The organism is Flavobacterium anhuiense (assembly GCF_001705175.1).
GTDB lineage: Bacteria > Bacteroidota > Bacteroidia > Flavobacteriales > Flavobacteriaceae > Flavobacterium > Flavobacterium anhuiense.
Genome location: NZ_CP016907.1, coordinates 1,469,571 through 1,494,965 on the forward strand (window position 1 = coordinate 1,469,571; position 25,395 = coordinate 1,494,965).

Here is a 25,395-nt window from a genome sequence, read left to right on the forward strand (position 1 = left end):
TATTTAGGAAATTTTTCACATCACCTTGACGAAAGGAGCTTTTCAGCATGACCAACAGGTTGTACACTATGAAAAAAATTGCGGAAATCACTCTGGAATTTTTTGTCGGTTTTGCTTTTGGTTTCTCCTTTCGTCAAAATGAACTTTTATAGTTTTCTTAATTACTCCACTTCCAAATACGGATGCAAAATTTCGGCTAATTCATTCAGCCAATAAAAACCTTTTTCTAGGTTTTCTCTTTGGGCATAAACATATCCTCTTTCATCATCTTTCATAATAACTAATGCAATTGCATAATTTAATTGACGTATTGCTTTTGCCAAATCTTTAGCATCAATAACATTATTAAAAAAATCTAAGAGTCTTTTTTCTGTTTCTTTTGATAAATCACTTGTAGCCATTGTCTTATTTTTTAAACACTCCAAATATAATACTTTTGACCACATAAATGTGACCAAGCCAAAAATAAATCTTAGGAATTTTGAAATATGGATATTTCAGAGGAAATCTTTATTGCAAATCTTGGGACTCACGTAAGACAATTGCGTGAAAAAAAAGGCTTATCGCAGCAGGCTTTGGCTGATGATTGTGATATCAAAAAAAATCAGATTGGTAGAATTGAGAGAGCCGAAATAAATACTACAGTAAGAACTCTCGTAAAAATTGCCAATGCTTTAGATATTGAACCTAAAGAGTTGCTTGATTTTCCTTTGAAATAGAAACATTTATTAAAAAAGATGGCTATAAAAAAATATTTTTTATACTTTTTTAATGATTGGCGAAGACCAATATTATTTTGGATAATTTCTATTTTTCTTTTAGTCGCTTCTAATTTTTTTAAAAATCCAATCTTTGAAAACATTTGCTTTACAGTATTTGGATTAGGACTGTTGTTTCTACTGATTTCAGCTTTTTATCAATTACTTCAAAAGAAATGGCTCAAAAGCATAGGAACATTCTTTTTATTGGGCGGAACAATTTTTGCATTTTCATTTTACATGATTATTCTATTTTTTATAGAACAAAACACTCCTGATACTTGGGCGGATAATTTAACAATTCCGAAAAACATACCGATTAATAATCCAGTTGACCTTGACTATTATGCAAAATTCGAATCGCAAAGACCTGATAGCATAACAAATAAAGTTGTAACAAAAACAGAATTTCAGCTTTACAATTCGTTTCAGCCTGGACTTTATGAATATGATTTTTGGATTGGTCAAATCGAAAAAGGAACCATTTATTTAAAAGCTTTTGAAATCACCCAAAATGAAGCTCTATCTGTTAAGCAATTAAAAAGAAGAAGTTCTATTAAAGTTTTCAATCCTTCTCACGACATAAAAAAATTTGGTACGGTTGGCGACTTCATAATTTACGAAGGAGATTGGGGAAAACCATATGCCGCAAGATTTGAAGTTTGGTTTAAACCTGATAATAAAGAAAAAGAAAGGAAATTATTTTCTAAAAATTATAAAATTGAAGGCTGGATGAGATAGAAATATTTTCGGCTAAAGCCTTTTCCTTTTCAGACATAAAAAAAACCTCCAGCTAAAGCGGGAGGCAATTCATAAAACTTCATGCCTTAACAGGCTATTTTTTCTTTTTATTATATCCTTTTTCATCAAAAGGTTTTATTTCATCCAAAAACATTTGCTCTAAAAGTTTCAAATCTTTTGGGTCAGATTTTACGGCTGTATCATTTTCTTTTATTTCGCTCAGGATTTCAAATTCGAATTTGTCTTCTCCAAGTTCTTTCCAGTCTTTTTGAAGTTCTGCCACAGGATGATTCCCGCAGTTAAGCTGAAATTTTTGGCGTTTAAAAATAGCATCAAGATCAGCACTGCTATCTATATATACTTTTTTGTTTACGGTATTTCGTATTTGAAAAACACCTTTCTTGAACTTCATTTCCTTGTATTCGTCTCTAAGTTCTTTTTTGGTTTTCATGCGATTATTTTTTCATTGTTTTTTCTATTTGTGATTTTAAATTTTTAGTAAAATCACCATAATCAGACGGATAATTTCGGTTTAAATACAGCAGTAAAATCCCCGTAATTAAAAAATTAAGCTCTTTTGCTATTTCCTGAACTTCTTCGGCTGTAAAACTCTTTTGATCAATGCAATATTGAAATTCTTCTTGACAGAGTTTTTCAAGAAAAGAGGAAATTAATTCTGATATTCTGGCATTTTCAGCCGAATTAGGGAGTTTTTCGATAAAAAAGATTTCAAAAACACTTGGATACTGCACAAAATATTCGGCGTAGGAAATCGCAGTTGCAATAATTTTCTTTTCCCCTCTTTCTGTATCTTTTGTTTTATCTTCAACATATTCCTGACATTCCTGCTGAAAATCTTTCACACAAAGAAAAATCAGTTCTTTTACATCTTTAAAATAATTGTAAAGTGTAGCAAACGAATATCCCGCTTTTTCGGCTATACTTCTTACGCTTAAAGCCTGAATGCCTTCTCCTTTTAAAATTTCTTTGGTAGCCTGAATGAAATAATCTTTCATTCTCTGCTCTTGTATTTCTTTTCTGTTCATATTGTAAACGCTATTACAAAATATGAACAATGTTCATATTTTGAACAAAAGTAAAAATAATTAATAAAATTACAATTTTTTTACCCTAAAAACTTCCGTTAAAACAGGAAACAATGTGATAAGTACACCTTTTAATTTTTAATATACCGACAACTATCGGGAGCGACAAAACAAAAAGCGATTCAGAAATTTCTTTAATTATTTTACGCTTTAGTATTTAAATATTCTTACTTTTAAAAAACCAAAAACCTAATTCTCAAAATTTCGCTTGTTTTTAAATCTCAAAAAACATTTAGAACACATGAGAAAATACAGATTATTAGTCCTTTTTTTAGCAATTATTGCTGTTTTTTATTTTGCGAGAACGGTTCGAAGCTTTACCGTTCAACACGAAACACGAACTCTTAAATCGGAGCATTTTATCGTTTCCTATACCGGAATTTATAAAAGTGAAGCTGAAAAAGTCAGCAAACACCTTGAGGAAAACTATTCTAATATAAGAGAAAATTTAAAAGATGTAGAACACGACGCGATAAAGGTTTTTGTTTACGGTTCGCAATTCAAGTTTAATGAAGCGACAGGTTTAACAGAAAATACAAAAGGCACAAGTCGTGGTCCAAACGAATTTCATTTTGTATGGACGAATTGGTTTAATTCTATTTTTCCAGACGATCCTCTCAAAACGGCTTTGCATGAGTTTACACATTGCGTTCAGCTCAACATATTAATCTATAAAGCAAAAGACACCATCATCACCCAAGACCGACTGACTTTTGATAAGGAATTTGATAAAAAGTTCAAAGCCGAATATCCTCGCTGGCTCTGGGAATCGATCAGTATTTTTGAAGCAGGAGAAGTTAATTCGCTAAGCGTAAAATACGCCAAAAGCAAAAACCTGACTTTAGAAGATCTTAATCACGGCAATCAGATTTACAACATTGGCTACACCATAATCGAATATATGACTCAAAAATGGGGAAAAGACATTCTACCCAAACTGATTGCGTCTTTCGGCAACATCGAAAAAACATTGAACGTAACGCAAGAGGAATTTGAAAAAGGCTGGATGGCTTTTTTGGAGGAGAAGTATTAGGTTTACAATTTCAAACATCTAGTTTGTCATTCCGAGGAACGAGGAATCTCACGCGGGATTCGACACAGATTGGCTTTTCGTTGCGGAGTTACTTACGGAGATTTGCTTCGCCTATTCGCTATCGCTCGAGTCTCCTTCGTCGAAATGACAAGATTTTGGTTACAATATGAAAAAAAACCTTTGTCAAAGTTTAAAACTTTGACAAAGGTCTCGTATCACTTGGAATTTGGGATTTTAAAAAATTGGAATTTATTTCCCTAATAATTCTAAAATCTTATCCACATTTACTTCACTATAATCATTAATATAAAAATCGCATGGCGGAAGCTGTTCTTTTGTATGCGTACTCAAAACGCCTACGACTTTCATTCCGGCATTTAATCCTGCTGTAATACCCGAAAAAGAATCTTCGAAAACCACACAATCTGACGGAGAAACACCAACACGTTCTGCCGATTTTAAATATACTTCGGGATTTGGTTTATGAAACGTAACATCTTCTGATGACATCATCGAATCCATTTTTTCGCCTAGTTTTAGGAAGTTGGCAATTAAATCCAAGTTCGCGCGAGGCGCCGATGTTGCAACTGCGGTTTTGAAACCACGAGATTTTAATTCGTTTAAAAAATCCATATAATGCGGAATCGTTTCGACTTTGTCTTTGTAAATCTCACGGAACATCCCTTCTTTTTCATCTTCCAGTTTTATCAATTCTTCTCCCGCAATCGGACGTTTGAAGAAATGCGTCATGATATAACTATTGTGTTTTCCATACATATGTTCTTCAAATTCTTCCTGAGTGTACGGAATATTATATTTATCGAAAAATTTTTCAAAAGCGATCACATGATGCGGATTTGTGTGTGAAATCACGCCGTCCATATCAAAAATTACACATTGCTGGCTCATATATTTTATCTGTTTTTTAAACGGATGCAAGATAAGGGTTTTTCCGCGGAGATTCGCGGAGGTTTCTCGCAGAGATTCACTCAGTTTTTTTGTTTCACGCAGATTAAAAAAGATTTAAGCGGATGTGCACAGATTATTTATCTCTAAAATTTCAAAAATTAAATCTGCAAAAATCTGCAAAATCTGCGTGAAACAAAATCCTTTTAATCTTATAATCTGTTGCAAAAAACAAAAACTTTGCGACTCTGCGACTTTGCGAGATTAGATTATTTTTGGAATTTGGAATTTAAAAAAATTGGAATTTGGGTTTTACCCAATCCAAATCTTGCTTTTCACCAAAGTCATCGTCTGTCTCAAATGCTGATTGCACGCAATAAGAATTATCAGAACCAAAAGACAATATCCAACAATGGTATAAATTTCCATATCGGCCAATAGAGTCGATTGTTTGGCAATACTTCCAAAAATCTTTTTCATGGCTAAAACATTGGCATTATCTGCCGAATATCCTTTGGCAATAAAACTCTGCGTGGTGCTGGCGATGGTTTGCTGCGCTTCGGGATTTTCGCCGGTTACGAATTGGCTTAGTTTAAAAAAGTGCTTTTTATTTAAAAATACTGTTGCATTCTGCATCACGCAAAACCCAATTGTACTTCCCCAGAAACGTCCCGAAACGCCGACAATTCCCGAAGAAACCGCCATATTTGCAGGAACCGAAGAAGTGGTAAAGAGAATTAACGGAACAAATAAAAACCCCACTCCGATTCCCTGCAAAACATAGGGAACAATAATATCTGACAAAGCCACATCGGGCACAAATAGAAACGTAAACCAAAAATGAAACAGCGCTATAAGCGTAAAACCAATTATAAAGATGATTTTAGTTGAGACAGATTTCATTAGAAAAAAAGCGGCTAAAATAAGTCCGATTACATTTCCCAATCCGTTAATGTACTGCACGCCCGCAACACGCGACGGATCCCAATTCCAAATCGAATACATAGCCGAATGGCAAAGACTCAACGTTGCTCTGCTGATGTAAAAAAGGAAAAACAATAAAAACCCAATTCTCAGATTGGCGTATTTAAAAACTTCAAAATCAAAAGTTGGCCTTTTAACCAAAAGCTCTTTGAAGATGAACAAACCTCCCGTAATGAGTGCCATAATAAGCATTAAAACCATTTGGGAAGATTCGAACCAATATTTTTTCTCGGCATACACAAAAAAGTAGGCACCGCAAAGAATAGCTGTTAAAACCAAAAAATAGCTCATCCAGTCGATTTGATACAACGGGATTTTCTTTGTGATTCGGTGCCCACGAAAAGTAACCAAGATTAAAAAGACATTTAAAACCTGTAATCCGCCAGAAACATACAGCATGTATTTCCAGTCGTAATGATCCAGAAACCAAACCGCAATATTCATAATAAAAGGCGTTGACAACAGTAGAGAACCATAATAAAAGGAAAAACCAATTATAATGGCGTTTTTAGAATCAAACTGCTCAATAAGCAATTGTCTGATGGTAATGGCAGGAAGCGCCATTAAGATTCCTTCGGCAACTCTCAGCAATAGAAAAACCGCAAAATTATCGACATAACCCGACGCCACAATCGTAACTCCAATTAAGGAATAAACTCCTATGAGGTAATTTTTGGCAGGGAAAAAACTCGAAAATCGGCTTTCTATGAGAATTGTAGCCAGCAGAGTTCCGTACGTAACACACATTGCAAACTGCAAATCTTCGGGCTCGATGTCCAGAAAACTTGCCGCATACGTTACGTTTGACGTATAAACTCCCAATAAAATCATGGAATGCAAGAGGCAAACAAACAAAATTGTAATGATTGCCCATTTTGGAACCCATAATTTAAATATACTTTTATCTTCCATTTTAGTGTGCTGCGATCACAGTAATATTCATTCCCGCTCTTAAAAAGTCAGTTTGTTTGTCGCTGTCTTTCAACTGAATTCTAACCGGAATTCTTTGTTCGATTTTTACGAAGTTACCCGTTGCATTATCTGGAGGAAGCAATGAAAATCTTGCCCCGCTCGCTGGCGATAAAGACGCAATTGTTCCTGTAAAAGTCTTATCGCTCAAAGCATCGGCTTTTATTTCAACATCCTGTCCAACTTTTAAATATTGCAATTGCGTTTCTTTAAAATTGGCCGTAATCCATTTTTCTTTACTTACAATTGACAATAAAGACTGACCTTCTTTTACCAATTGTCCTGGCTGTAGAGTTCGTTTTCCAACCCAACCGTCATAAGGCGCTGTAATTATAGTGTACGAAAGAAATAAAGCCGCGTTATCAGCTACAGCTTGTTTTGAAGCAATATTCGTTTGTGTTGTAGGAACGTTTGCTTCGGCAACAGAAGTGCTTAAAGCCGATGAATGAATTCTGTTTTTCATTTCCTGAAAATGCGCCTGTGCTGACTCGTAATCTGCTTTTACTTTTTCTAATTGCTGAGAAGTTGCTGCCTCTTCGCTTACCAAAGCTTTGTATCTTTCGTATTCCAATTTGGTTTTCCAAAGATTCGATTTTGCAGCTTCTAACTGCGCTTCGTTAATCGCTGTTGCGCTTGCTGTATTTATGGCATTTTTCTCAGCCACAACGCTATTTTGTTTCGCATTCTGAACATCGGCAAGAGCCACATTCAATTTCGATTGGTATTCTCTGTTATCAATTACAACCAAAGTATCGCCTTTATGCACAAACTGATTTTCGTTAAAACGAACTTCCTGCACATAACCTGTAATTCTCGACATAATTGGCGTTACATATTGCTCCACCTGAGCATCATTCGTTTCTTCGTGATTTCGGTTAAATACATAAAACCAAATTCCCAAAATAACACCACTTATTACCAGCGTGCACGCAATAATCGTTATTAGTATATGAAACGTTTTATTTCTTCTAGTTTCATTTTTAATCTTAACCATATCTTTCTTTTCTCTTTAACTTAGTTCTTTTCTAAAATGTCTTTTCTCTTGCCTCTTTCTTTTATCAAGTCTTGCTTCTTGCCTCTTTTTTCTTAAGGCTTTAGCCTAATCTCTCACCATCTAGCTTTGCGGAAGCATTCCCGCCGTATGAAGCAGTTCATAATGTTTTAAAACCGCATCCAATCGCGTAGAAATTTTGTTGTATTTCGCCTGAAGCAAGGCATTATCGGCATCAACCATTTCGGTAATTAAAACCAATTGGTTTAAGTATTTCAGCTTTACGATTCGATAGTTTTCTTCGGCTAAATCCAAAGCTTTGTCAACCACCACAAACTTTTCAAGGATTTCCTGATATTGCGTGTGCTCTTTATACAGCTTATCCTGAATTTCCTCTTTTACAATTTCATTCTGCATTTCCTGCCATTTGATTTTGGTGTTGGCCTGCTCCATTTTGGTCTTATTTTTATACAAAGACGAAAGGTCAAAAGTGGCTTCGATCCCCACTTGTCCCAAAGTGTACAAATACGGATTTGGCGGAAAGAATTTGTAGTTTGGATAATAAAAACCGTAGTTTCCAAAGAAATGAACACTTGGCAGATAATTTCCTTTAACCAATTTCAGTTCCGTTTTGCTGATGTTTAACTCTTGGCTTGCAATACGCATTTCTTCGTTCTGCAAAGCTTTAGTCATATAAAAATCATACGGATCTAGACCGTTCATTTCATCAAGACTTGACGTAGTGTCGATTGCAATTTCTTCGTTTTCCGGAATCTGGATCAGCGTTTTCAGATCGTGAAGTGCGATTTTAATGTTTTTGGAGTTAGTTAACGCATTCAATTCGCGATCTGAAAGCTGTAATTCGGCACGAATAACTTCGTTTTTCGTAACCGTTCCATGTTTTTGAAGCGATTGCACTTCTTTCAGTCGGCTTTTTTCTTCTTTGATGTTTTCTTCGAATATTTTCTGAAGTTCCATCATTTTATAAATCGCCAGATAGTTTGCCACCACTTCAAGCTCGATATCATTTTCGGCCTTTTCGGTTTTTATTTTAGCAATTTCGTTTTCCTGATTCGCAATTTTGATGGCATTATTAATCTTATTTCCAGCATAAATTGGCATTTTAAAGGTTGTATTTACCTCGTAAATTTCAGGAATTGCTGGCGTAACTTCTTTGTCTTTCAAAAACCCGCTTCCTTTGAATTCAGTAATATTCGTGATGCGAGAGTACATGCCATTTAACTGTACGTCTGGCAGTCGGAGTTCTTTTCTTTCTTTAATATTTTGCTCTGCGAGCGTGACCTCCAATTGAGATCTAAGGATTTTTTTGTTGTTTTCTTTGGCCAGTTTCAAAGCTTCTTGTAATGAAACCGTGTGGACTTCCTGCGCTTGTAAGCCATTGAATGCTAATATCATTAAGATTAACAGCAGCATTCTGGGAAAACAATCGTCTGTAGAATTTGTTGTTTTGCGGCACATAAATATATTAATATTTGATGCTGCAAAGTTCCTTCATTTTTCTCGTGACTGATAATTCTAAAAAGCCAAGAACATATTCATTTCGGACAAATGTTAAAATTCCATTTCCCGAAAACGTTATATTAAAACACTGAAAAACAATTTATTACAAAATAGATTTGGATTGTGATATTTCACGCAGATTTTAATAGATTTTAGCAGATACGCGCAGATTTTTCTTTTTACTCTTGCAAATTTGTCAGATTGTGCAGATTATAAAGCATTTAAAAATCTCTGAAATCTGCGGAATCTGCGAGACTTTTTTTTACGCATGGAATAAAAAAGAATCTGCTAAATCAGCTAAAATCTATTAAAATCTGCGTGAAATAAAAACTATTTACTTTCTAAAATCTCTTCACCATTTAAGTAATCGGAAGGTCTTTGACCTAAAATCTTGAAGAAAGTATTACTGAAAGTTGGAACGCTATTGTAACCAACTTCTTCGGCTACCTCTTTTACTGAAAGTTTCCTTTCTAATAAAAGTTCGATTGCTTTTAAGATTCTTCTAATGGTATAATATTGAATAAAGGACATTTTGAGATCTTTTTGAAACAAACGATACAAAGAGCGTTCGCTAAAGCCAAATTCATGAGCTACATCGGCAAACAGAATCGTTTCTCCAAGATTGTTTTCGATATGGCGCAGAATTTTTCCAAGACGTTTGTCTTTGGGTTGTGGCAATTCTAAGGGTAAATTATTAGTGCAAATTTGAGGAAGAATTGCTTTTATCGCTTTGGCAATGGTAAAATTTGGAGTCCCTTTTTTAAGATCTCCATTCCATCTATTGGTAAAAAGCATCATTTGCAACAACAAATTGTTTACTGGATAAATTCCTTCTATTTTATAAAAGTCATCTTCTTCTTTTTCAACAGGAAAATACAGATTTCGCATTGTAACACTTTCCGATTTCGGCTCGATACTATGCTCCACTCCACTCGGAATCCATATAAAATGCCTTGCTGGCAAAAAATAAGTTTTGGTTTCTGTAGTTACAAAAACAACATCGCCTTCAGCGTATAAGAGCTGTGCTTTCTGGTGTCTGTGTGGCGGAATAAACAATTCACCCATCAAATCGTGGTGGCAGTAAATGCTCTTTTTATCAGCATCTACTTTCTTAATGTAGTATTTATCGAGTTTCTGACCGGAGTGTTCCATAATATAAAGATAGGAAGAAATTTAACCACAAAGCACACAAGGTAAAAGCACAAAGTTCGCAAAGATTAAATAAAACCTTTGCGAACTTTGCGTAAAATCTTAGCTCCCGATAACTATCGGGATTGCGGTAAAATTTAAAAACAAAAAAGCCTTTCCGTGAAGAAAGGCTTTTAACAACTTAGGCGGTCTGGACGGGACTCGAACCCGCGACCCCATGCGTGACAGGCATGTATTCTAACCAACTGAACTACCAAACCCTGCGTTATTGCGAGTGCAAAAATACAACAGAATTTCGTTTCTGCAAGCGTTTTTACGAATAAAATTTGAGAAATTTTTAATTGGTTAAACTCCAATATTTTAAAAATTCACGTTTTAATAAAAAAGTAGGAACTTTCTTTTACTTAACCGCAAAGAGCGCTAAGATTTACGCAATCCCGATAGCTATCGGGAGCAAAGTTTTTTCGCGTAACATCATTTAGCCCGTTTTTAAACATAGCCCGTGGTTTCAACCACGGAAACGTATTGATTGATATAGATTGTGTCCCCATGGTTGAAACCACGGGCTATATTTTAATATATAAATGAAAAATCTTTGTGGAATTACTTGCGGAGATTTCTCCTTCGTCGAAATGATAAACTGTTCGTTGAAATCAGAATCAAGCAAAAAAAATCGCAAAGCTTAATCAATTCTAAGCATTGCGACTTTGCATTCTTTAAAAAATATCTTTGCTCCCGATAGCTATCGGGATTGCGTATCTTAGCATTCTTTGCGGTTAAAAACAAAAGTGTCTTAAATCAAAAAAGCCATCCACAAAAGTGGAAAGCTTTTCATTGGTCTAACTACTAAACCAGCTACGAGTTACAAAGTCGTAGCAAAACAACACAACTAATCTTAGATACCGTTTTTGGGCAAAAAAGCCTTTCTGTTAAGAAAGGCTTCTCCCAATATTGCGGTCTGGACGGGACTCGAACCCGCGACCCCATGCGTGACAGGCATGTATTCTAACCAACTGAACTACCAAACCTCTGCGTTATTGCGGTTGCAAAGATATAACAGAATTTCATTTCTGCAAGCGTTTTTATAAAAAAAATGAAATTATTTTTTAATATATTATCCAAAGTTTTGTTTTTCAACCAAATATGTAGTCAATATTTTTTCAAAATTGTCGCCCACATTTACCGGAACGTACTTAATTTGGTTCTTTGCGCAGGTTAAAGCCAAATTTTTAAAGTACGCCTCTACCCTTTTTTCGTATTGCTCTTTTACGTTATCAGCAAAAATAGAAACCTCATCTCCCGATTCTAAATCTATGAATTTTCTAGGCGTATTATCAAAATCAAACTTCAATTCGGTTTCATTATCAACCACATGAAATAAAACTACTTTATGTTTGTTATGTTTTAAATGTTGTAATGCGTTGAATAATTTCTCATCATCTTCTGTCTGAAACATATCGGTAAACAAAATAATCATCGAACGGCGATGCATTTTTTCCGCAATTTGATGCAAATATGTAATCGTATCGGTTGTTTTTTTGACTTTTGGTTGAACCAATAATTCTTCCAGTTTGTTTAAAAGCATTCTATGATGGCGATCGCTTCCTTTTTCCGGTGCGTAATATTCGTATTTATCTGAGAAAACACTTAAACCAACGGCATCGCGCTGTTTCTTTAAAATATTCATCAAAACCGCCGAAGCCAGAACTGCAAATCCAATCTTCTTTTCATAAAATGGCTGATTCGATTTCAATTCCGGATAATGCATTGATGACGAATTATCTACAATCAAATGACAGCGTAAATTGGTTTCTTCCTCAAAACGTTTCGTATACAAACGATCGGTTTTGGCGAATAATTTCCAGTCTATATGTTTGGTGCTTTCGCCTGCGTTATAAACTTTATGCTCAGCAAATTCAGCCGAAAATCCATGAAACGGACTCTTGTGCATTCCCGATATAAAACCTTCCACAACCTGATTCGCCAGCATTTCGAGGTGCTGAAAACTGGAGACTTTCTCTATTTCCGATTCAATTTTCATTCGGTTTCTTTTTTTATGTTTTGTGCTTTATAAAGCAAATCTGTCGCCATGAATAATTTGCGTTTCAAGATCGGACTAAAATTAGGATTTTCTTTTAAGAATCGCTGTACTTCATCAAAAGCAAATTTCGAAGAATACTTCCCAATCGTATTGTCCAGCCAATCTTTCGGGAAGAAAATATCTCCCGTACGCTGAATTTCATCAACCAAATCTAATGAAAATCTAATATACTTTTGCGCACTTTCCTGACGAAGCGGATGATTTATATTGGCTAAACCTACAGAAACCCAAGATTCTTTCTCACGATTTGCATCGTCTTTTAAAGATTCCATAAAAGCATTTCGAACCGACTCATCTTTCGATAAAGAAGGAAGCAAGAATTCAAAACGTTTTTGTTTATCAGGATTTGTAAATGAAGTTCTTGTTTTCTCCAAGATTCCATCAGCCAGTGGATGTTTGAAAATCGCCAGATTCATAGCCATATTGGTATAATCGTCTTCATTTAATTTCAAATTCGGAATCGAAATTTCTCTATTCCAAACCTTATATAAACTGGCTTTTGCAGAATTGGAATAGGCAATTGAACTGAATAATCCGAACAATGTCTTTTTGATATTTGCAGATAAATTGGCCTGTAAACGATCATTTAAAACGCCTTCAAGCTGTTTCTGAACTTTATTTTGCTGTTTTTCAGTCAGAAAGCGCCAATAAATTGTATTTAAATTTCCTGTTGCAATTCGAAGAACCAACTCGTTTTCTTCCGATTGAATTCCTTTTAAAAAGCATTCAAAAGCTTTTTCTGGCGAAACATTTCCAATCAAAGTATTTTCATAAAGATTACTATAACTCGAAGCTCTAGCCATTTCATCTTTCAAAGAAGAAATATAATTTAAATTATTCCCGTCAAGCGGAAAAACGCCGTATCCAAAACCATTATAATTGTAAACAACAGCAATTGGTTTTTCAAGTCCGATGGCTTCTTTTACGACAGTATTTTTATCATTAATATTAACTGATAAAACTTTTACCTCTTTAGCATAAACCAACCCAATCTGAAAAATCTGAGGCCAGATATTCTCTGATTGGTCTTCTGCTTTTTGCTGAATTTCAAAACTTTTAATTCGGTTTTTAGAATCGTATTCAACTTTATCTGTAAAGATTGCTCTCCCCGATTTGTTAACCCAGACATCGCTCCATTTTTTCATATCAAGGGGAGTTTCAGCATCTAGAAGTTCTACGAGATTATTCCAGTCGGCGTTATCATTGGCGTATTTCTGAATATATTTTTGAATTCCTTTCTGAAAAGCTGCTGCCCCCATTGAAGCTTCCAATTGGCGCATCATGATTGGCGCTTTGTTGTAAATAATGGCTCCGTAAAGCGAACCTGCATTTTTTAAGTTTGCTAAATGCTGTTTGATTGGATGTGTTCCCAAAGATCGATCTTCCGCGTAAGCGCTAGGATAATGCGCGGTGAAAAACTGCAGATTATGATTGACTTTCGGGAAAATCGGATTCATGATTTTATCGGCCATGAAGTTGGCAAAAACCTCTTTCATCCAAACATCGTCAAACCATTTCATCGTAACCAAATCTCCAAACCACATGTGTGAGGTTTCATGTGCGATTAATTTGGCACGGTTTAATTTCTCCGTGTCAGTTGCGCTATTGTCCAAAAACAAAGTCGATTCTCTATACTGAATTGCACCAACATGTTCCATTCCGCCATACTGAAAAACAGGAATCGAAGCGAAATCCAGCTTTTGAAAAGGAAATTTATAATTGGTATATTTTTCTAAAAAGTCCAAAGATTGCTGATGTAGATTGAAAATAGTATCAGCGCTTACGCGAAATTTCTCTGGACTATTTTCACGATACAACATCGTCATTTCTAAACCTGGTTTCTGTGTAGTGCTTTTGAATTTTCCTGCTACAAAAGAGAATAAATACGTACTCATTTTATCTGATTCTCCAAAAGTATAAGCTGTGAAATCTCCTTTTTCGAGTTTTTCTACAACATCAGCTCCAGCCAAAACAGACCAATCTTTTGGTACAGAAAGACTCAGTTTATAAGTCGCTTTTAAATCGGGCTGATCCAAACAAGGAAATAAAGTACTCGCGCGATCTGGAACTAACAAAGTATACAAAAAATCGTCATTTCTGTTTAAAGATAAATTACCTGCAATAAATGAAATTGAAAATGTATTTTTTCCTGAAACCAAAGCCGAAACCGGAATTACAATATGTCCATTTTCATGAATAATAGAAAGCTTTTTTCCGTTTGCTTCAACTGTTTTTATGTTGGAAGTTTTCTCTTTAAAATCAAAAATCAAAGGCTGGCTTAAGTCAGATAAACTCAAATTTACAATCAAACTAGAATTTATATTTTCTGATTTCTGATTCGGAATTTCGAAAGACAAAATGTATTGAAGATCTGAAATCTGCTTTTTACGAAATTTCGCCAGCTGTTCTAAAACACCATTTTCTAATAATTCATTTTCTTTTACCTGAGAAAAACTATTGAAAATCAATATAAAAAAACAAAGAAAGCTGTAGAAAATTTTCATTTTTAAGGAATATAAGATTTGCTAAAATTAGCAAAAGCATTGATTTTTTACAAACAATTATCGCAACAACATTGCATTTAAAAATAAGATTTCTATATTTGCAACACTATTGCATTAATTCTGGGTGAAAATATCAGAAGTAATTTTAACGAATGAAAAAGAAGCTTAAATTTATAAATCTCTTCATGCCTTTGATTGTATTGTTCGCAATACTTTTTCCGGCTGTCCATTCGTATGAGCATATTTTGGACACTCATTCGCAGAAAGAGAAAATAGAATTTTCAGTTTCAGAAAAGCCACAATTCAAGGCCAAACTGCATTCGTTTCATAAATGTTCAATTTGCGATTTTAAGTTTAGCGCTGTTGGCACATTTGAATTTCATGCTTTTCAGTTTTTCAAGAATAATCCTGTCGTTAAACACATTAGTTTTTACAGCAAACCGCATTTTGCATTTTTTAAGGGCGCTCTTTTCTCACTTCGAGCCCCACCTTTTACATTTTAGTATTTTTTTGTGTTTCTCATTGTTTTGCAATTCGGCTATTTAGTTGTTTTTATGATTACAAAATCTTAATACATTCAACAGCTATTTTATTCATTTTAAGAATATAACGAAATGTATTGATATTGATATTGATATTGATATTGATATTGATATTGATATTGATATTGATATTGATATTGATATTGAAATAACTTTTTCTACACAAAAACTTCCAAATTTTTATCGATTAACATATTAGAACTAAACTTAATTCAGCTTTTAGTTACTAGTGTGCTGTTTGACTAGAGAAAAGATATATGTCGCCTCGCTGAGGCTTTTGCATAGGTCCTAAATTCTTTTTTACAAATATTTCGTCCCGCTGGGACTTACCCAAAAATGGCAAATATATTTCTACCAATATTTTGTCCCTCTGGGACTTATAAACTTTGCAATAGGCTTCTTATATAACCCAAATACCTTTATAAAATGATCAAAATCAAATCAGAAAAAATGAAAACAACAAAACTCATTCTGGCTTCGCTTTTTGCGGCAATTGCTTTTACAGGCTGCAGTAACGACGATTCAGAACAAGAACAAGCAATTCCTAAGATTGACAAAATCGAATTGGGTCTTAGCAACAGCGAAACAGCGACTATTGGCGCAGATTTCCATTTTAATGCAGAAGTGACTGCCGCTGATAAAATCGAAAATGTACAGGTAAAAATTGTGCAAAAAAACACCGAAACATATTCTAAAGTGTGGTCACACGAAATTACGTGGACACAATATGCGGGCGCAAAAAATGCAACGGTTCACAAACATTTTGACATTCCAGAAGATGCCGCAGAAGGAAAATACGACTTCATCATTATCGTAAACGATCAAAACGGAAGTAAGCTGGAAGTGAAGAAAAACCTAACGATTGTAAATCAAAAAATATGAAAAAACTAAAGCTTCTTTTAGGTGTTTTGACACTTGCCTTTATAACATCTTGTTCAAGCGATAATGCCGAAATCGACACCGAATATCCTGTGATTGACATCACTGGGGCAAATGCTTTTCCTATTCAATGCAGCACGATTGAACGCGGAAAGACCTTTACTTTCAAAGCCACTTTTAATGATAATGTCGAATTGGGTTCTTACAGTTTGGACATTCACCACAATTTCGACCATCATACGCATAGTACAGAAGTAAATACCTGCGAAACCGAAGCTGTAAAAAGCCCTGTAAAACCTATGCTTTTCATTAACAATTACACTATTCCAAATGGAATGAAAAGTTACGAAGCAACAGCACAAATCACCATTCCTGCCGATGTTGATCCGGGAGATTATCATTTTATGATCCGCTTGACGGACAAGGAGGGCTGGCAAACGCTGAAAGGCTTAAGTATTAAAATTTTATAAGATCAGATTAATGAAGAATGCCCTATCCATGTATTGGAAATATTGTTTTTTACTCATCGGTTTATTGGTTTCAGTTGAAGCTTTTTCTCAAAATCAGCCCTCGGAAAAAAAATCAGAAATTAAAGAGCTAGAGGAAGTTTTAATCAGCAATAATACCGTTCAGAAACGCAAAAAAGAAGAATCGCTAAATGTTGAAACAGTAAACAATAGCTTTATTCAGCGTAATCTTGGCGGAAGTTTGATGCAGTCTTTGCAGAAATTGCCAGGCGTTAAAACTATTTCGATTGGTTCTGGAGGTTCGAAACCGCTTATTCGAGGTTTGAGTTTCAATCAGGTTATTGTGGTCGAAAACGGATTGAAACACGAAGGCCAGCAGTGGGGCGCCGATCACGGATTGGAAATCGATCAATATGCTGTCAATCGGGTAGAAATTATAAAAGGCCCTTCTTCATTTATTTACGGATCTGATGCTGTTGGCGGTGCGATAAATATTAAACCGCTTCCTCTTCCGTCTCAAAATACTTTTGGCGGAAGCGTTGACCTTACCGGAAAAAGCAACAATGCACAATTTGGAAGTTCTATTAATTTATTCGGAAGAAACAAAAACTGGTTCTTTGATTCCCGTGTCACCACAATGGATTATGGCGATTATCGCGTTCCAACCGATGTGGTTCATGTATACAGTTATGCTGTTCCGTTGTACAAAAATCATTTGCGAAATACGGCTGGGAAAGAACTTGATTTTCATTTGAGCACGGGTTATTCGGGCGAGCATTTTAAATCGGTTTTCTATTTCAGCAATGTGCATACCAAAAGCGGATTTTTCGCGAATGCGCATGGACTCGAACCTCGAAATGTTGATCTGGAATTGCACGATAAATCGAGCCGTGATATTTTGATGCCGTATCAGCAAGTCAATCATTTGAAAGTGAGCAATACGACTTCTTTTCAATTGGGAAATCATGCTTTTGAGACGCAAATTGGTTTTCAGAATAACTTTAGAAGAGAATATAGCCATTATGTGAATCATGGTTATATGCCGGCAATTTATCCCGAAGACATGTACGCTCCTCAAGATTTGGAACGCCAATATGATAAAGATGTTTGGTCATTTTCTGCTAAAGATGAATTCCGATTGAATCGCCATCAAATTACTGTCGGAACCAATATTGCTGGACAGGAAAATGTCATTGGCGGATGGAGTTTTTTAATTCCTGCTTTCATGCAATTCAACGCTGGGTTATTTGCTTACGATAAAATTGAACTGAATGAAAAATGGTTTCTGCACGGCGCTATTCGTTACGATTACGGAAAAATTAGAATGAAATCGTATTACGATTGGTTTCAAAGTCCTGTATCTGAAAACAATCAGACGCAAATGGAATATTTACAGCGTTCTCAAGATTTGACTAAAACTTTTGACAGCTTTACGTGGTCGACTGGGGTAAATTACAATCCAGGAAATTTGACTTTGAAAGCTAATTTGGGTTCTAGTTTTAGAATGCCAATTGCTAAAGAACTGGCTTCAAACGGCGTAAATTATCATTATTTCAGATTCGAAAAAGGAAATCCAAATCTGGATGCTGAACGTTCGTATCAATTGGATTTGGGAATCGAATGGAATCAGCAAAACTGGTCTTTTCAGCTGACACCGTTTGTGAACTATTTTCCAAATTTCATTTATCTGAATCCAACCTCAGCTCATGATATTTATTATGGAGCAGGAAATCAGGTTTTTGAATACGAGCAAAGTAAAGTCTTTCGCTATGGTGCGGAATTCCAGACGCGCTATTATTTCCTAAAATCTTTAAGTGCAGAAATTAGTGCCGAATATCTTTATTCAGAACAAAAATCAGGAAGCAAAAAAGGCTATACGCTTCCATTCTCGCCTCCGCCTTCTGTTTTGTTGGGATTGAATTATGAACCGCAAATTAGCTTTTTAAAAGAACCTTATTTCTCTGTTGATTATCGTTTTACGGCACAGCAAAACAATATTGTTCCGCCTGAGAAAAAAACGGCTGAAAGTCATGTTTTTAATGTGGCTTTTGGCTCAAAAGTAAAATCAGGAAACCAAGACATCTCCATCAATATTCAGATCCAGAATTTATTCAATACAAAATATTTAAATCACACCAGCTTTTACCGTCTTATCGAGCTTCCGGAAGCGGGAAGAAACATCATTGTTTCTATGAAAATTCCGTTTTCCTTTTCGCGATAAGCAAACCATTCAAAACTCAATTATTTACAAATTTTAAATCCTTCATTACAATGAAAAACAAGTTTTACAAACTACTATTTTTATTTGCAGTTTCGCTTTTTGCGGTTTCGTGCAGCAACGACGATGACAACCACGACGATCACGATCATGACTATGACACTTCAGAAGAACATACTTTTGTTCGAGTTTTACTTTCTGACGAAAAAACTACGGAACTAACGCTTTTTGATCCGCATGAAGATAAAATCAGTTCTTTTACGGCAAAATTTGCTAAATCTTCTTTGTACACAACAGAATCTGGACGTTATGCAGGAATTGTTCACAGAGACAATAATTTCGTAGAAACTTTTGACAGCGGATTGGAATTACACGGCGATCACATTGATGTTGATGATGTTCCGAAATTTGGAATTTTAGCCACAAGCGCATTAAAACCAACGCATTTTAAAAGTAAAATTGGCGAAATCCTAACTTTTAACGACGGCGACGGAACGCTTTCTGTTGGTAAAGAAGCCGATGTAAACAAAGCTGGTGCAACATTCAAAACGATAAATTCAGGTTTATTGGCACATCACGGTGCAATGGCGACTTTTACAAACGGAACTTATGCCATTACGGTAAAAGATAATTCGGTTACGGGAACGCTTCCTGAAAAAGTAAAAATCATCGACAATACCGGAAAAACGCTTTTTGATGCTAAAATTCAAACAAAAGGAATTCACGGAAATGCCTCAGACGGTGTGTATGCTGTTTTTGGTTCGTCAAGCGGCATTTTGGTTGTAGAAAGCAACGGAAATCAAAAATTGATCAATCATCCAGAAGATTTTGGAACGGCTTGGTTTGGAACTATTTTAGAAACGGCTTCTGCTGGAAAATTCATTGGCTATACAGCCGCAAAAGGCGCATATTTAATTGATGTTGTGGCTAATACTGTAAAACCAATTATTCAGAACACAACCATTATGCAATGCAAAACAAGTTACGATCGTAAAAAACTGGCTGTTTTATTGCATTCTGGAGAATTTAAACTTTATGATATCAGCAGTTTGCAAGCGGTAAAAGAAACTAAAGCAACTGCAGAAACAGCTACAGATGCTACATTAAAACCTCAAATGGCAGTTACAGACCGTTTTGCTTACATTACTTCGCCAACCACTGGAGAATTAGTGCGAGTAAACCTTACTACATTGGAAATTAAAAAGACTAAAGTTTCTAGTACGCCTTATATGATTACGGTTTTGGGTTATGAAAACAGCGAAACTCACAGCCACTAATTAATTTTCGAACAACTATTGCAATTATTTTAACACATAGAAACATAGCTTATCTTTGAGTATAGAGACGTTTCACTTATTTAAAACCACATAGCTATGTGTAAAAACTAGTTTTCTCTAAACTCTTTTATGAGCATAAAATCTATGTTTCTATGTGTTTAAAAAATTCAACACATAAAAAAGGTCCAACTTTCGTCGGACCTTTTTTATATTAATCGTAATCTAAGATTACAATAAAGCGTCTAAACTATCTGCGTAGGCCTGTTTCGGAGCTACTCCTACTTGTTTTCCTACTACTTCACCATTTTGAAACACCAAAACGGTTGGTATGTTACGCACACCATATTTTGCAGCAAATTCTTGGTTAGCATCTACATCTACTTTACCAACAACTACTTTACCAGCGTACTCTTCGCTTAATTGGTCAATGATTGGACCAACCATTCTACAAGGACCACACCATGCTGCCCAAAAATCCACCATTACTGGTTTATCTGATTTTAAAACTACTTCATCAAAAGTAGCATCTGTTATTGCTAATGCCATAATATATTAAGATTAAAATTAGGTTCGAAATATTAACTTTCAAACTACAGTACAAATTTAAAAATTTAAAATAAATCAAACACCATTACTAAATTAGTTTTCATTATAAATGTATTGTCAATAATTATAAACTGTATAACGCTAAATTTACAATTTATTTACCTGAAAATCAAACCAATAAACTTTTTAGCATTTTTTTAGTATCTTTAGTATATCCAAAAATACGATTAACATGAAAGAAACTTTATCCAAAACAAAATCCTTTCTGCAATCTGATTCTTTTAAAAAATATGCCAAACGTTTTGGATATTTTATTCTTGGCCTAATCGCGATTCTTCTACTTGCCTGCGGGGGTTTGTCAATATATTTCAACCGAAATAAAGCCGAAATTATTGCCAAAGTCAATACCAAAATCAACGAAAATATAAATGGCAAATTTCATATTGGCGATTTTCATTATAAGTTTCTAACGGGTTTCCCAAACTTCACATTGGCGCTGAATGATGTCGAAATAAAAGACAATCAATGGCAAAGCCACAAACATACTTTGCTGAGAGCAAAAGAAATTGAAGCGCGTTTGAATATTTTGAGTTTATTGAAACACGAAATCAATATTCATAAAATCTTAATCAACGACGCTGATATTTATATCTACAAAGCCGAAAACGGTTATTCTAATGCCAATATTTTTAAACCCAAAAAGAAAAAGCCTCAAACCGATAAAGAAAAGCCCGAAACTACGATTGATGAAGTAAACCTCAACAAAGTTCATGTTATTATTGACAATCATTTGGGACATAAATTGTTTGATTTTGATGTGGCGAGTTTAGATTCAAAAGTAAATTATGAAGATGACAGCTGGCAGACCAATTTGTTTTTGAAAACTAAAATTAATAGTCTTGCCTTTAATACCGTTCACGGAAGTTTTGCCAAAGAAAAAGTTCTCGAAGGCAATTTTGACATTTCGTATGCCGAAGCCAATCAGAAAATAGATATTAAAACCAAAGGACTTAAAATTGGTTCTGATGTTTTTAATATTATCGCTTTCTTTAATATCGGAAAAAACAATTCGCTTTTTGGAATCAATATCGGAACGGATATTTTATGGCGAAATGCTTCCGATTTATTATCAGCAAACATTAGCTCGAAACTCAACCAATTCGACATCAAAAAACCGATTAAGGTAAACTGCGACATCAAAGGCGATTTGAATGTCGAGGGCGATCCGAAAATTGTGGTTCAAGCAGATGTTCGCGATAACGAATTAACGATTCCTGACGGTTTGTTTACCAATTGCACTTTTAAAGGAATTTTTACTAACACTTTTAAACCCGAAAAGGAGTCCAGCGATCCAAATTCCGCTATTATTCTCACCCATTTTAAAGCCGAATACGAAAGCATTCCGTTAAAAATTGCGCAAGCCGTAATTAATAATCTTGAAAAACCAATTGCCACCGGAGTTGTAAATGCCGATTTTGACATTTCGAAACTCAACGGAATGACGAATGAAAAAATTCTTCATTTTGAAAGCGGTCATGCCAAAGCCAATTTGAAATTTCAGTTTGATATTGTCGATTTGTACATCAATAAACCCAAATTTACAGGCGATGTTGATATTGCTGATGCAACATTCGATTATCTTCCGAAAAGAATTCATGCCGAAAAAACTGCGGTGCAACTGTCCTTTACACAAGAGGCGCTTTACATTAAAAAAATAGCCTACAAACACAAAAAGAACATTATTCGTATTGACGGAAAAATCGATAATTTCTTGAATCTCTATTACGACGCACCAGAAAAAATGGTTGTAAATTGGAATATCTATTGTCCAAATATTGACGTAAAACAGTTTTTGGGCGTTTTGCAAAATTCGCCGAAACAAAAAGTGGCAGTAAAAAAAACCGTTAAGCAAAATGTCAATTTTACGAACCAATTAAGATCGGTAATCGAAAAATGTACCGCTGTAATTAATCTCAAAGCCGATAAAATCACGTATGGCGCACTGACGGCAACCCATACGCAGGCTACACTGCAAATGCTAAATTCTAAAATCCTGCTTAAAAACGGAACATTAAATACTTCTGGCGGAAGCATAAACTTTAGCGGTTCTGTTGAGCCAAGCGGAAATCGTTATGTTTTTACTTCAAACGCGCAGGTAAACCGTGTAGATATTGCAAGTTTTTTAAGGTCTTTCAATAACTTCGGAATCAAATCTTTCAGTCCGAAAAACATCCGAGGGCGATTAACTAGCAATGCCAATGTTGCTGGTTTAATGAGCAGCACAGGCGATTTGATCATGAATTCTATGAAAGGAAAACTCGATTTTAATGTCAACCAAGGTGCCTTAATCAATTTTGAACCGATTATGAAAGTCGGCAAATTTGCTTTTCCGCTTCGCGATGTTGAGAATATTACTTTCAGCGATTTATCAGGCTCGCTCAATCTTCGCGGAGAGCAAATCGATGTCAATAAACTCACCATAAGTTCCAGCGTTCTTAACATGGATGCAGAAGGTGTTTATTCTTTCGGCAGAGGCACCAATCTCGCGCTTACCGTTCCGCTAAGAAATTCTAAAAACGACGCCAAACTCGCCACCAAAGAAGAACGAAAAGCCGTTCGCGAAAAGGGCATTGTCCTGCATTTGATTGCTTATGATAATGAGGGAAAAATGAAGGTTAAGTGGGGGAAGAAGGATAAGGGGTGATTTCATTTCTTTGAGCAATTTCACATTTTTGTCATTCCGAGGAACGAGGAATCACACTCGAAACTCGACAAAGATTGGAGAATTTCTTTGCGGAAATACTAGTGTGATTCCTCGTTCCTCGGAATGACAAAACTTACTTAATAATTTATTCTTTATATTTACTGAAGAACAAATTATCCAAAAAATGCCACAACTTAAACCAACACGTAGACTATGGTCTCGTGAAGAATTAATCCTTGCATTTAATTTATATCTCAAAATTGAATATGGGAAAATTCATGATCAGAATCCAGATGTAATTCAATTAGGAAACCTTATTGACAGAACGCCAGGTTCAATATCAATGAGATTAGCAAATTTTGCAAGCATTGATCCCTTTCACCAAGAAAGGGGTGTAGTAGGTTTAAAAAATGCAATGAATCAAGTTCAACCGATTTGGGATGAATTTTTCGAAAATAAAGAAGAATTATTGTTTCAAAGCGAAGAAATCTTAGCTCAAAAAGAAAATACTCCTCTTCGAAGCAAATACAAAGATATTCTTGAAGATTTAAAAGATTTAAAGGGAGAAACTGTTCTTCGTGAAGTAAAAACTAGAGTAAATCAATGCGTTTTTAGAAAAATAGTTCTAGCAAACTATGCACACAAATGTGCAATCACCCGAATTGATATTCCAGAATTATTGTTTGCTAGTCATATTGTACCTTGGTCAGCAGATGAAAAATATCGTTTAGAGCCTGAAAATGGTATTTGTTTCTCAGCGCTTTATGACAAAGCCTTTGACAAGGGTTTAATCGGAATTAATACAGATCTTAAAATCATATTTTCTGATTCATTAAAAAAGAAAAAAGATACCGAATACTTTCAGAAATATTTTGCTCCTATTGAAAATCAAGAAATACTTAAAGCCCAAAAATATTTACCGAGGAAAGAATTTTTAGAACATCATTTAGATACAATTTTCAATAAATAAGTTTCATAAAAAAAGCCACTTTCTCAAGTGGCTTTTTCTCATTTCTTACTCAATCCCCAGATAAGGATCAAGAATTTCTGCTAATTCATTTAGCCAAAAGAAACCATCTTCAATATTTACGGTTTCAGTTTTCATAAATCCATCTTCTCGTATGGCATTTAACGCAATTAGGAAATTTACTTGCCTAATGGTTTTTGCCATACTTTTGGAATCAATTGAATTGTTGAAGAATTCTGTTAACCTCAATTCGGTTTCTTTGGAAAGGGTGTTTGTACTCATAATTTTGCATTTAGGAATTATAAAACCCGCATAGCTTAGGTGTCCTACGCTGCAAAGAGCGTTGCGATTGTTTCCAATATCGCCACCATACCATACGGGCAAGAAGTTTTTTTTGTATTCATATATTTTGCATTTAGGAACTCCAAATATATGAAAAACAAAAATTAATTGTAGGTTTTTTCTTTATTTTAAAAATAAGATACTATAAGTATATTTTCTGCCAATCGAAATTACAAAATTGAAAAAATAAATCTCAGATAATTCATAATATTTCCTTAACTCACTTGCCTTTTTCCGCCAAAATGGATAAGTTTGAGAATGAATCATTAAATTTTATTTGTTATGAAAGTACAAATCAACACCGACAAAAACATTGAAGGAAGTGCAAGATTAGAAAGTTATTTTTCTGGAGAAATAGAGAAAAGCTTAGATCGTTTTCAAGATAAAATTACTCGTGTAGAAGTTCACTTTGGAGACGAAAACGGGGAAAAGTTTAGCTTGCATGACAAAAAATGTGTGATTGAAGTTCGTCCTGTAAAACTACAGCCAATTACGGTTACAGAACATGCCGAAACACTCGAAAAAGCTTTCAGCGGTGCATTGGCCAAAGTGAAAAAATCGTTGACTACGACTTTCGAAAAAATAAAAACACATTAATATTTTAAACCATATAAGTGATATAAGTTCATTTTAAGTTTACTGGAAAATTTTATATCACAAAAAAAGCGAAGCACTTTTAGTACTTCGCTT

Annotated in this window: 22 protein-coding genes and 2 tRNA genes; 10 read left to right on the forward strand and 14 right to left on the reverse strand. The window is 34.8% G+C overall.

Going from position 1 to position 25,395, the window contains the following annotated elements; genetic code table 11:
* Window positions 1-161 precede the first annotated feature (161 nt).
* Complete coding sequence (locus tag BB050_RS06210) at window positions 162-401, reverse strand: hypothetical protein (protein WP_066032980.1); 240 nt, start codon at window positions 399-401, stop codon at window positions 162-164.
* 87 nt (window positions 402-488) lie between these two features.
* Here BB050_RS06210 and BB050_RS06215 point away from each other — a divergent pair, with 87 nt between their 5' ends.
* Together BB050_RS06215 and BB050_RS06220 are read left to right on the forward strand one after the other, a co-directional pair.
* Complete coding sequence (locus BB050_RS06215) at window positions 489-719, forward strand: helix-turn-helix domain-containing protein (protein WP_066032981.1); 231 nt, start codon at window positions 489-491, stop codon at window positions 717-719.
* 18 nt (window positions 720-737) lie between these two features.
* Window positions 738-1,499: a hypothetical protein gene (locus BB050_RS06220; RefSeq protein WP_066032982.1), complete on the forward strand. Its 762-nt coding sequence runs from the start codon at window positions 738-740 to the stop codon at window positions 1,497-1,499.
* A gap of 94 nt (window positions 1,500-1,593) precedes the next feature.
* Here BB050_RS06220 and BB050_RS06225 read toward each other — a convergent pair whose 3' ends face one another.
* On the reverse strand, window positions 1,594-1,950 hold the full coding sequence (locus tag BB050_RS06225) for a GIY-YIG nuclease family protein (RefSeq protein ID WP_066032983.1): 357 nt from the start codon (window positions 1,948-1,950) through the stop codon (window positions 1,594-1,596).
* A 4-nt stretch (window positions 1,951-1,954) separates the two neighbouring features.
* Entirely contained in the window at window positions 1,955-2,545 is a 591-nt protein-coding gene (locus tag BB050_RS06230; RefSeq protein ID WP_066032984.1) for a TetR/AcrR family transcriptional regulator, read from the reverse strand.
* A 301-nt stretch (window positions 2,546-2,846) separates the two neighbouring features.
* Here BB050_RS06230 and BB050_RS06235 point away from each other — a divergent pair, with 301 nt between their 5' ends.
* Window positions 2,847-3,638 (forward strand): hypothetical protein, encoded by a 792-nt coding sequence (locus BB050_RS06235; RefSeq protein ID WP_066032985.1) that lies wholly within the window; start codon window positions 2,847-2,849, stop codon window positions 3,636-3,638.
* Window positions 3,639-3,887: 249 nt separating this feature from the next.
* On the opposite strand, the gene BB050_RS06240 is transcribed toward BB050_RS06235, so the two are convergent.
* From BB050_RS06240 to BB050_RS06280, 9 genes are all read right to left on the reverse strand, one after another.
* Entirely contained in the window at window positions 3,888-4,547 is a 660-nt protein-coding gene (locus BB050_RS06240; RefSeq protein ID WP_008466331.1) for an HAD family hydrolase, read from the reverse strand.
* Window positions 4,548-4,856: 309 nt separating this feature from the next.
* Window positions 4,857-6,440, reverse strand: coding sequence for an MFS transporter (locus BB050_RS06245; RefSeq protein WP_066032986.1), 1,584 nt, complete (start codon window positions 6,438-6,440; stop codon window positions 4,857-4,859).
* A 1-nt stretch (window position 6,441) separates the two neighbouring features.
* Window positions 6,442-7,491, reverse strand: a complete 1,050-nt coding sequence (locus tag BB050_RS06250) for an HlyD family secretion protein (RefSeq protein WP_066032987.1) — start codon at window positions 7,489-7,491, stop codon at window positions 6,442-6,444.
* Window positions 7,492-7,611: 120 nt separating this feature from the next.
* Window positions 7,612-8,904, reverse strand: coding sequence for a TolC family protein (locus tag BB050_RS06255; RefSeq protein WP_236940426.1), 1,293 nt, complete (start codon window positions 8,902-8,904; stop codon window positions 7,612-7,614).
* 435 nt (window positions 8,905-9,339) lie between these two features.
* Entirely contained in the window at window positions 9,340-10,161 is an 822-nt protein-coding gene (locus BB050_RS06260) for an AraC family transcriptional regulator (RefSeq protein WP_066032989.1), read from the reverse strand.
* A 183-nt stretch (window positions 10,162-10,344) separates the two neighbouring features.
* Window positions 10,345-10,418, reverse strand: a tRNA-Asp gene (locus BB050_RS06265).
* 694 nt (window positions 10,419-11,112) lie between these two features.
* Window positions 11,113-11,186: transfer RNA gene (locus BB050_RS06270), tRNA-Asp, on the reverse strand.
* An 86-nt stretch (window positions 11,187-11,272) separates the two neighbouring features.
* Window positions 11,273-12,199: a DUF58 domain-containing protein gene (locus BB050_RS06275; RefSeq protein ID WP_066032990.1), complete on the reverse strand. Its 927-nt coding sequence runs from the start codon at window positions 12,197-12,199 to the stop codon at window positions 11,273-11,275.
* Window positions 12,196-14,763 (reverse strand): M1 family aminopeptidase, encoded by a 2,568-nt coding sequence (locus tag BB050_RS06280; RefSeq protein WP_066032991.1) that lies wholly within the window; start codon window positions 14,761-14,763, stop codon window positions 12,196-12,198. Before BB050_RS06280 ends, BB050_RS06275 begins: the two co-directional genes overlap by 4 nt.
* Window positions 14,764-15,755: 992 nt before the next feature.
* Between BB050_RS06280 and BB050_RS06290 the strand changes: the two genes are divergently transcribed.
* From BB050_RS06290 to BB050_RS06305, 4 genes are read left to right on the forward strand one after another with little or no spacing between them, the layout of a single operon-like run.
* Window positions 15,756-16,187, forward strand: a complete 432-nt coding sequence (locus tag BB050_RS06290; protein WP_164085577.1) for a DUF4625 domain-containing protein — start codon at window positions 15,756-15,758, stop codon at window positions 16,185-16,187.
* Window positions 16,184-16,654, forward strand: coding sequence for a DUF4625 domain-containing protein (locus BB050_RS06295; RefSeq protein WP_066032994.1), 471 nt, complete (start codon window positions 16,184-16,186; stop codon window positions 16,652-16,654). Before BB050_RS06290 ends, BB050_RS06295 begins: the two co-directional genes overlap by 4 nt.
* Before the next feature lie 10 nt (window positions 16,655-16,664).
* Entirely contained in the window at window positions 16,665-18,872 is a 2,208-nt protein-coding gene (locus BB050_RS06300) for a TonB-dependent receptor (protein WP_236940427.1), read from the forward strand.
* 50 nt (window positions 18,873-18,922) lie between these two features.
* Complete coding sequence (locus tag BB050_RS06305) at window positions 18,923-20,146, forward strand: hypothetical protein (protein ID WP_066032996.1); 1,224 nt, start codon at window positions 18,923-18,925, stop codon at window positions 20,144-20,146.
* Window positions 20,147-20,374: 228 nt separating this feature from the next.
* On the opposite strand, the gene trxA is transcribed toward BB050_RS06305, so the two are convergent.
* Window positions 20,375-20,692, reverse strand: a complete 318-nt coding sequence (gene trxA / locus BB050_RS06310) for a thioredoxin (RefSeq protein ID WP_008466289.1) — start codon at window positions 20,690-20,692, stop codon at window positions 20,375-20,377.
* 232 nt (window positions 20,693-20,924) lie between these two features.
* Here trxA and BB050_RS06315 point away from each other — a divergent pair, with 232 nt between their 5' ends.
* Window positions 20,925-23,396, forward strand: a complete 2,472-nt coding sequence (locus BB050_RS06315) for an AsmA family protein (RefSeq protein WP_066032997.1) — start codon at window positions 20,925-20,927, stop codon at window positions 23,394-23,396.
* Between the two features lie 184 nt (window positions 23,397-23,580).
* A complete protein-coding gene (locus BB050_RS06320) occupies window positions 23,581-24,366 on the forward strand; it encodes an HNH endonuclease (protein ID WP_066032998.1) in 786 nt (261 codons plus the stop codon).
* A 45-nt stretch (window positions 24,367-24,411) separates the two neighbouring features.
* On the opposite strand, the gene BB050_RS06325 is transcribed toward BB050_RS06320, so the two are convergent.
* Window positions 24,412-24,645, reverse strand: a complete 234-nt coding sequence (locus tag BB050_RS06325) for a hypothetical protein (protein ID WP_066032999.1) — start codon at window positions 24,643-24,645, stop codon at window positions 24,412-24,414.
* Window positions 24,646-24,987: 342 nt separating this feature from the next.
* Here BB050_RS06325 and BB050_RS06330 point away from each other — a divergent pair, with 342 nt between their 5' ends.
* Entirely contained in the window at window positions 24,988-25,302 is a 315-nt protein-coding gene (locus BB050_RS06330) for an HPF/RaiA family ribosome-associated protein (RefSeq protein WP_066033000.1), read from the forward strand.
* Window positions 25,303-25,395: the final 93 nt, after the last annotated feature.